Source organism: Kitasatospora sp. NPDC059812 (assembly GCF_042732075.1).
Classification (GTDB): Bacteria; Actinomycetota; Actinomycetes; order Streptomycetales; family Streptomycetaceae; genus Kitasatospora.
This window is the reverse complement of sequence record NZ_JBHWIO010000036.1, coordinates 1-8,073: the sequence shown is the minus strand read 5'-3', so window position 1 is coordinate 8,073 and position 8,073 is coordinate 1. Positions and strand designations below refer to the sequence as shown.

Annotated in this window: 8 protein-coding genes; 2 read left to right on the top strand and 6 right to left on the bottom strand. The window is 72.8% G+C overall.

Going from position 1 to position 8,073, the window contains the following annotated elements; all coding sequences use genetic code 11:
* Nucleotides 1-87 precede the first annotated feature (87 nt).
* The 4 genes from ACFV6D_RS19620 to ACFV6D_RS19605 all read right to left on the bottom strand — a co-directional run bounded on the left by ACFV6D_RS19620 (nucleotide 88) and on the right by ACFV6D_RS19605 (nucleotide 4,823).
* Entirely contained in the window at nucleotides 88-528 is a 441-nt protein-coding gene (locus ACFV6D_RS19620; protein WP_063346966.1) for a PPOX class F420-dependent oxidoreductase, read from the bottom strand.
* Between the two features lie 36 nt (nucleotides 529-564).
* Entirely contained in the window at nucleotides 565-2,172 is a 1,608-nt protein-coding gene (locus tag ACFV6D_RS19615; RefSeq protein ID WP_380560599.1) for a cytochrome bc complex cytochrome b subunit, read from the bottom strand.
* A gap of 267 nt (nucleotides 2,173-2,439) precedes the next feature.
* Nucleotides 2,440-3,969, bottom strand: coding sequence for an MFS transporter (locus tag ACFV6D_RS19610; RefSeq protein WP_063346964.1), 1,530 nt, complete (start codon nucleotides 3,967-3,969; stop codon nucleotides 2,440-2,442).
* Nucleotides 3,970-4,145: 176 nt separating this feature from the next.
* Complete coding sequence (locus ACFV6D_RS19605) at nucleotides 4,146-4,823, bottom strand: TetR/AcrR family transcriptional regulator (protein ID WP_380346418.1); 678 nt, start codon at nucleotides 4,821-4,823, stop codon at nucleotides 4,146-4,148.
* A 299-nt stretch (nucleotides 4,824-5,122) separates the two neighbouring features.
* On the opposite strand from ACFV6D_RS19605, the gene ACFV6D_RS19600 reads away from it, so the two are divergent.
* Entirely contained in the window at nucleotides 5,123-5,911 is a 789-nt protein-coding gene (locus ACFV6D_RS19600; RefSeq protein WP_063346961.1) for a VOC family protein, read from the top strand.
* Nucleotides 5,912-5,914: 3 nt separating this feature from the next.
* On the opposite strand, the gene ACFV6D_RS19595 is transcribed toward ACFV6D_RS19600, so the two are convergent.
* Nucleotides 5,915-6,430 (bottom strand): hemerythrin domain-containing protein, encoded by a 516-nt coding sequence (locus ACFV6D_RS19595; protein WP_380560598.1) that lies wholly within the window; start codon nucleotides 6,428-6,430, stop codon nucleotides 5,915-5,917.
* 144 nt (nucleotides 6,431-6,574) lie between these two features.
* Nucleotides 6,575-7,171: a TIGR03086 family metal-binding protein gene (locus tag ACFV6D_RS19590; protein WP_380492052.1), complete on the bottom strand. Its 597-nt coding sequence runs from the start codon at nucleotides 7,169-7,171 to the stop codon at nucleotides 6,575-6,577.
* Between the two features lie 183 nt (nucleotides 7,172-7,354).
* Here ACFV6D_RS19590 and ACFV6D_RS19585 point away from each other — a divergent pair, with 183 nt between their 5' ends.
* Nucleotides 7,355-7,924 carry a DoxX family protein gene (locus ACFV6D_RS19585; protein ID WP_363585630.1) on the top strand — a complete coding sequence of 190 codons (570 nt, stop codon included), beginning with the start codon at nucleotides 7,355-7,357 and terminating at the stop codon, nucleotides 7,922-7,924.
* Nucleotides 7,925-8,073: the final 149 nt, after the last annotated feature.

Sequence of the window (8,073 nt, the reverse complement as noted above, 5' to 3'; positions counted from 1 at the left end):
CCTCCTACCGCGGCTCGCGGGCCGGGTGCGCGCCCACCCCGGCCCCCCCCCCCCCGGCCCTCGGCGCCACCAGGCCGCCCGACGGAGTCAGTTGACGCAGTACGTCGTCGGCAGCTGCCACTCGGGCCCGACCAGCCGCTGCTCCAGCTCGTTGAGCGTGATCCGGATGCCGACCGTCCCGGCCAGCCCGACCCGGAACCGGCTGCGGGCCAGCACGATCAGCGCCGTCAGGCCGTACTTGTTGATCAGCGAGGTGCGGTAGCGGGCGGTGTCGTCCGGGTCGCAGAGCCGTGCGCGGGCCGGCACCGGGCGTCCGGTCGGGCGCCCGTGGGCGTCGCACGGGCCGACCAGCACCCGGGGGTGGCGCCGGATCCGTTCGGCCTCCCCGGAGTGGGCCGGGGTCCAGACGCCGAGCGCGGTGCCGTCGGGCACCACCCAGATCTGCGAGTCCTGGCGGGTGCCGTCCTCGCCGAAGGTGGTGAGCAGGAGGTATCTGCTGTCGGCGAGCTGGTCGGATCGGTCGTGCATCTGTCCTCCCTCTGGCGTGGGGGCCGGGGCCGCGGGTCAGTGCCCGTGGCCCTCGGTGATCTCGCGGCACTCCTCGGCGGCGGGCTCGGCGATCCGGGCGTGTTCGCCGTGGAATCCGCGGGACAGCCGGGCGCGGGTGCGGCTGAGCACGCCCGCGCTCCGGGCGACTCCATTCTCGTCGACGGGGGCCGCCAGTTCGAGGGGGAGGGGCTGCTCGTGTGCGGTGAGCCGGTGCAGTTCGGCGGGCGCGAGCCCGGCGTGCACCTCGGTGAACTCGCCGTGCGGCAGGCGCCTGACGACGCCGGTCTCGCGTCCGTGCAGCACCTTGTCGCGGTCGCGGCGCTGGAGGCCGAGGCACCAGCGCTTGGTGATGACGAAGACGGCCACCGGGACGGCGAAGAAGCCGATCCGCACCGCGTAGGTGATGGCGTTGAGCGACAGGTGCAGATGGGTGGCGATGAGGTCGTTGCCGCCGCCGGCCAGCATCACCAGGTAGAGGCTGATCCAGGCGGCACCGAGCGCGGTGCGGACGGGCGCGTTGCGCGGCCGGTCCAGCAGGTGGTGTTCGCGCTTGTCGTCGGTCACCCAGCTCTCGATGAACGGGTGGACCGCGATCGCGCCGAGGATCACCGGGAACAGCGTGAACGGGATCAGCACGCCGAGGTTGAGGGTGTGCCCCCAGAGCCCGACCTCCCAGCCGGGCATCACCCGGATCAGGCCCTCGGCGAAGCCCATGTACCAGTCGGGCTGGGCGTCGGTGGAGACCTGGTCGGGGCGGTACGGGCCGTACGCCCAGATCGGGTTGATGGCGACGGCGGACATCAGCGCGACGATGCCGAAGACCAGGAAGAAGAACCCGCCGGCCTTGGCCAGGTAGACCGGCATCAGCGGCATGCCGACGACGTTCTTCTCGGTCTTGCCCGGGCCCGCCCACTGGGTGTGCTTGTGGTAGAAGACCAGGATCAGGTGCGCCACCAGCAGGCCGAGCATGATGCCGGGCACGAGCAGCACGTGGACGGTGAAGAACCGCGGGATGATGTCGTGCCCGGGGAACTCGCCACCGAACAGGAACATCTGGACGTAGGTGCCGACCAGCGGGATGGCCAGTACCACGCCCTCGATGAACCGGATGCCGGTGCCGGAGAGCAGGTCGTCCGGGAGCGAGTAGCCGAAGAAGCCGTCCAGCATGCCGAGGAAGAGCAGCAGGAAGCCGAAGACCCAGTTGACCTCGCGCGGCTTGCGGAACGCACCGGTGAAGAAGACCCGCATCATGTGCACGAACATGGCCGCGACGAAGACGACGGCGGCCCAGTGGTGGATCTGCCGGATCAGCAGCCCGCCGCGGACCTCGAAGCTGATGTCCACCGTGGAGGCGTAGGCCTGCGACATGGGCACGCCCTTGAGCGGGACGTACGAGCCGTCGTAGATCACCTCGCCCATGGAGGGCTTGAAGAACAGGGTCAGCCAGACGCCGGTCAGGATGATGATCAGGAAGGTGTACAGGCAGATCTCGCCCAGCATGAAGGACCAGTGGTCCGGGAAGATCTTGCGCAGGTTGGCCCTGGCCAGGGTGTGGATCCCCAGCCGGCCATCCGCCCAGTCGACGGCCCGCCGCCCCCGTCCTGGGTTCTGATTCCGGGTCATGTGCACGCACCTCAGTCGGAAGGAAGTGGGGATCATTCCCCGCTTCTCGCTGAGGTCACCATAATCGGGGAGTGATCCCCACTTCTACCCGGGGCGGCTGTGATCCAGACCCGGAACCGCAGACCCGGAACCGCAGACCCCGAAGCGATGCCGCCGCCGACGGTCGGCCCCGGAACCGCCGGCCCCGGAAACGGCGAGCGGCCCGCCCGGCGCCCCAGGAAGGGGACACCGGACGGGCCGCGTACGCACCCGAGTAACCCGCAGGCGTCAGTGCACCATCACCGGCACCTCGTCGTTCTTCGCCGCACCGGCGCCCGAAGCCGACGCCGCGTCCGGGCGACCGGCGTTCACGAGGGTGAAGGCGATCGCGGAGGCCGCCACCAGGATCCCGAAGGACACCCAGATCGCGGTCGTGAAGCCGTGCACCATGCCCTGGAACTGCAGGGCCTGGGCGGCCGCCGGCGACGTGGCCGCCGCGGCGGTCGCGTGCGAGGCCAGCCAACTGGTGGTGGCGCTGGCCGCGATGGTGTTCAGCAGCGCGGTGCCGATGGCGCCGCCGACCTGCTGCGAGGTGTTGACCATCGCCGAGGCGACGCCCGCGTCGCGCGGCTGGACGCCGTGCGTGGCCAGGCTCATCGCCGGCATGAACGCGGTGCCCATGCCGAGGCCCATCAGGACCAGGCCGGGCAGGATCAGCATCGGGTAGGAGGTGTCCAGACCGATGTTGCTCAGCAGCAGCATGCCGATCGAGGCGACCAGGAAGCCGGGGGCCATCAGGAACCGCGCCGGGACGCGGGTCATCAGCCGGGCGCCGATCTGGGTCGAGCCGGTGATCATGCCCGCCACCATCGGCAGGAATGCGACGCCGGTCAGCACCGGGCTGTAGCCGCGCACGAGCTGCAGGTAGTAGGTCAGGAACAGGAACAGGCCGAACATGCCGATCACGGCCAGGCCGAGCGACAGGTACACCCCGCCGCGGTTGCGGTCCAGCACCACGCGCAGCGGCAGCAGCGGGGCCTTGACCCGGCGCTCCACCAGGACGAACGCGGTCAGCAGCACGACGGCCGCGACGAACAGCCCCAGCGTGCTGGCGGCCGTCCAGCCGCTGGACTCTGCGCGGGTGAAGCCGTACACCAGCGAGACCAGGCCGGTGGTCACCAGCAGCACGCCGGGGACGTCCAGCCGGTTGCGGTTGCGGCCCTCGGCGGGCTCGCGGATCACCAGGACGGCGCCCGCGGCGGCGACGATGGCGAACGGGACGTTGACGAAGAAGGTCCAGCGCCAGTTCATGTACTCGGTCAGCAGGCCGCCGAGGATCAGGCCGATCGCGCCACCGCCACCGGCGATCGCGCCGTAGATGCCGAAGGCCTTGGCGCGCTCCTTGGCCTCGGTGAAGGTCACCGCCAGCAGCGACAGCGCGGCCGGGGCGAGCAGCGCGCCGAACACGCCCTGGAGGGCGCGGGCGCCGAGCAGCATCGCGGTGTTGGCCGCGGCGCCGCCGAGTGCGGAGGCGAGTGCGAAGCCAGCCAGGCCGACCACGAAGGTCCGCTTGCGGCCCCAGAGGTCCGCGATCCGGCCGCCGAACAGCAGCAGGCCGCCGAAGGCCAGCGCGTAGGCGGTGATCACCCACTGGCGGTTGCCGTCGGAGATGCCCAGGTCCCGCTGGGCGGACGGCAGGGCGATGTTCACGATGGTGGCGTCCAGGACGACCATCAGCTGGGCGAGGCCGATGAATATCAGCGCCTTCCAGCGCCGGGGATCGGGCAGCGTCGCCGCTCGGGCGTCGGTTTCAGGCATGGGGGTACTCACTTCAGGGTGCGTGGCGTGCGACAGGGTTCGACCGCCGTACGGGGACGGCTGGTCGCCGTACGGGGGCGTGCGTCGGTGCGGGGCGTGCGGGGATCAGCTCCTGGCGGGCCGGTGGTCGGCGCGGTCCGGAGGGCGGGTCGGTCGGTCGGGGTACCGCTGGTGGGTCAGTGGTGGGGTTGGAAGTCCTCGAAGGTCGCGGCCCGGCCGGGCAGCACCGAACGGGCCGGCGTGCGCAGCCCGTCCAGGAACAGCTGCAGGTGCCGGTGGACGAAGTCGTCGAGCAGCTGGCAGGACGTCCCCGGCAGCGGCCGGGTCAGCTGGCTGATCGCGATGAACAGGTCTCCGTGGTCGACGTCCGCCCGCAGTTCACCCGCCGCCCGGGCGCGCTCCATCAGACCGCTCACGGCGGCCGTCAGGCGCTCGCGGGCCTCGGTGAGGTCAGGGTCGAACGGGTCGACGTGGCTGGTGAACATCGGGCAGAGCGCGCCGAGCTTCTCCGCGACGGTCGCGTGCGCGAACCGCTGCAGGGCGTCGAACGGGACGCCGTCAGGGGCGTCCGCCTCGACCGTCGCCGTCTCGGCGAGGGCCAGGATACGGCTCTTGACGAGCAGCGCCACCTCGCGGACCAGCGCCGAGCGGTCCGGGAAGTTCCGGTACAGCGTGGCGTTGCCGACCCCGGCCCGCTTCGCGATCTCGTCCAGCGGCACGTCCGCGCCGTGCTCGACGAAGGCGTCGCGAGCCGCCAGGACGATCCGCTCCCGGTTGCGGGTCGCGTCAGCGCGCAGCTTGGGCGCACGGACGCTCTCCACGGGTCGGACCGGCTCGGTGGCGGCGGTGGTCACGGCGACTGCTCCTTCAGGATACCGGGGAAGTTCTCCCCGCTTCTGCCTACGAAAGACCAAACGGGGATTCCCTCCCCGGAAATTTCGCCTTTCGCTGTGACCTGGGTCACATTTCCCGTGCTACTCTTCCGAGCCACCCGCAAGCTCTCCCGCGAAGCGTTCAAGACTGGGTGCGCTGATCCCGGCCATGCCTCCCGGAACGCGCTACGCCCGTCGCCCTAGGCTGTGGGCGTCCCGGGCGGCCGGTGGGTCGTGGGAGTCGGGAGGGGCCCGGCGGCCGGGGGGCGAGGAGGTCCGCGATGGGCAGCGGTGAGACCGCCAAGGTGCGCTGCGTGGCGGCCGTTCCGTGCTGGGTGAGCCTGACGGCCCGGGACCTGGAGGGGGCGAAGGCGTTCTACGGGCCGCTGCTCGGCTGGGAGTTCGAGCCGGCGCCGGACCGCTTCGGCCCGTACCTGCACGCGGTGACCGGCGGGGAGGCGGTGGCCGGGCTGGGGGTCGCGGGCAGCGACTGGGCGATGCCGGTGGCGTGGACCAGCTACTTCGGTACGGAGAGCGCGGACGAGGCCGCCGACGCGGTGCGCGAGCGCGGCGCGACCCTGGCGGTGGGCCCGCTGGCCTTCGACGCCGGGCGGGTGGCCTTCGCGGCGGACCCGGCCGGGGCGGTGTTCGGCATCTGGGAGGGCCCGCTGGGCCGGGCCCGGCGGCTGGACCTGCCGGGCGCGCCGGTCTGGATCGAGCTGCGCACGCCGGACCCGTTCGCGGCGGCGCTGTTCTACGGGCAGGTGTTCCGCTGGGACGGCCGTGACCCGGAGCGGTTCGACGTCCGCTGGGAGCACGACCGGGTGGTGCTGCGGGCGGAGGGCCACAGCGTCGCCGCGCTGGCGAGGGAGCAGGCGGGCGGTGCGGCGGGGCTGTCGCCGCACTGGGAGGTGTCCTTCGCCGTCCCGGACGCCGACCGGGCGCTGGCCCGGGCCGTGGAGCTGGGCGGTTCGGCGGTGGGGGCCGCCTTCGACTCCCCGTACGGGCGGGTGGCCCGGTTGCAGGACCGGGAGGGCGGCCGCTTCGCGGTGATCAGCCCGAAGAACTGAGGCTCACGGCCCCGCTGCGCCCGCTTCGGCGGGCCCCGCGCCCTCAAGGCCCTCGGGGCCCTCGGGGCCCTCGGCGGTTTCCGCGCGTTCGGCCCGCAGCCGGTCGCCGAGGGCGGCTCGGGCGGTGGCGGGCAGGGCCTTGCGGGCGGCCGGGAAGAGCTGCTTCTCCTCGACGGCGAGGTGGCGCCGCAGGGTGTCGGCGAGGCCGCGCAGCAGGGTGTCGAAGGTCGGGTCGGCCGGGCCGAGGCCCTGGAGGTCGGAGAGGTACTGCCCGATCGCCAGGTGCTCGTGGATGCTGCCGAACACCAGCGCCCCGCCGTCCGGCACGTCGTGCTGCACGAGCGGGAAGAGGTGTTCCTCCTCGGCCGCGCAGTGGGTGAACAGCAGGTCGGTCAGCCGGGCCAGCAGGTCGGTGCGCTCGGCGGCGCCGGCGGGCGTCCGTTCGATCCGGTCGAGCAGCTCGGTGACCGCCCGGTGGTCGGCGGTGAACTCGCCGAGGATGTCCGGCCTGCGGCTCATGGCGTGCCCGCCTCTCGCACGGATCGCGGCCCCCGCTCCTTCCAGTATCCGGCGTCGGGCACCACGCCGGTCGCCGCAGGTCAGGGCCGGTCGCGCCACGCCGGCCGCCGGAGATCAGGCCGGTCGTGCCGCACCCCAGCCGTGTCAGGGCCGGTCGCGCCGCCCGGTGAGGGCGAGCAGGCGGGTCTGCGGGCCGGCGTCGTCGGGGACGGGCAGGGGCGGGTCGAACAGGCCGCTCCCGGAGAGGTCCCCGTAGCCGGCGAACTCGCCGAGGGCGAAGTCGACGAGTTCCGCCGGGAGCCGGGTGTGCCGTCCGATGGCTTCGGCGAGGTCCCAGCTGTGGATGACGAGGTCGGTGGTGAGCTGGTCCAGGTAGTACTGCCCGGAGACGTCCCCGAAGGAGAGGTGGACGGTGAGTTCGGTGGCGCCGGGGACGGCGAAGGCGTCCCGGGCGGCGTCGGCGGCTTCCGTCCAGGCGGTGACCGGGTCGTCGCCGAGGACGTCGCCGTCGAAGCGGCCGCCGACTTCGGAGATGGTGGCGCCCATCAGCAGTTCGGGGATCCACAGCTGTTCGCCGGTGAGGTGGTTGACGAGCTCGCGGACGGACCAGTCGGCGCACGGGGTGGGGGCGTCCCACTGGCGGGGGGTGGTCAGCCGGACGCGTTCGCCGAAGGCGGCGAGGGCCTCGGGGTAGGGCGTGCCGGGTGTCGCGGTCCGCCGGTGCTGCCTGCGTTGAGCCATGTCTCCACCCTGCCCCGGGCGGGGTCGGGCCCGCGAGTTGTCCACGACCCGTCAGTTGTTCAAATTCGAACTCCAAGGTACGGTCGAGGAGTGGCCGGTTCAAATTTGAACAACAGCCGCGGGATGACCCGCCCGGCCGCGCCACCACACCCCTACGACCGATCCCGATCGATGGAGACGCGCATGCCGAGCAGCAGCCCGAGCACGACCGCCCCCACCACCACCGTCCTCCCGGGCCGGGTGACCCCCGACTCCGCGACGACCTCCCCGCACGCCTACGACGCCGGACTCCTGCTCCTGCGCCTGGCCCTCGGCCTGACGATGGCCGCGCACGGCAGCCAGAAGCTGTTCGGCTGGTTCGGCGGCGGCGGGATCGACGGCACCGGTCAGTTCTTCACCATGAGCGGTTACCCGGCGGGCAACGCCATGGCCGTGGTCGCCGGCCTCACCGAGACGCTCGGCGGACTCGCCCTCGCCGTCGGCCTGCTGACCCCGCTGGCGGGTGCCGCGATCGTCGGCACGATGGTCAACGCGATCGCCGTCACCTGGGGCGGCGGCTTCTTCGCCCCGAAGGGCAGCGAGTACGAGCTGCTGCTCACGGCGGGTGCCGCCGCGCTCGCCCTGACCGGTCCGGGCCGCTACGCCGTGGACCGCTTCCTCCCGGTGCTGCGCGCGCACCGGCTGGCGTACGGCGCGGCGGCGGTCCTGGTCGGCCTGGTGACGGCCGGTGTGATCCTGCTGCTGCGGAAGTAGTCGAGCGGGGCGTCAACGCCCAAGCGCAGGGGCCGGGGCCCCGCCTATGGGGGCCCCGCCCCCGGGGGGGTCCCCCCCCCAAGCGCGCCACGGGGGCGGCGCCCACACCCACGGGATGTTTGGGCCAGGGAGCAGGGCCCCACCCCCCC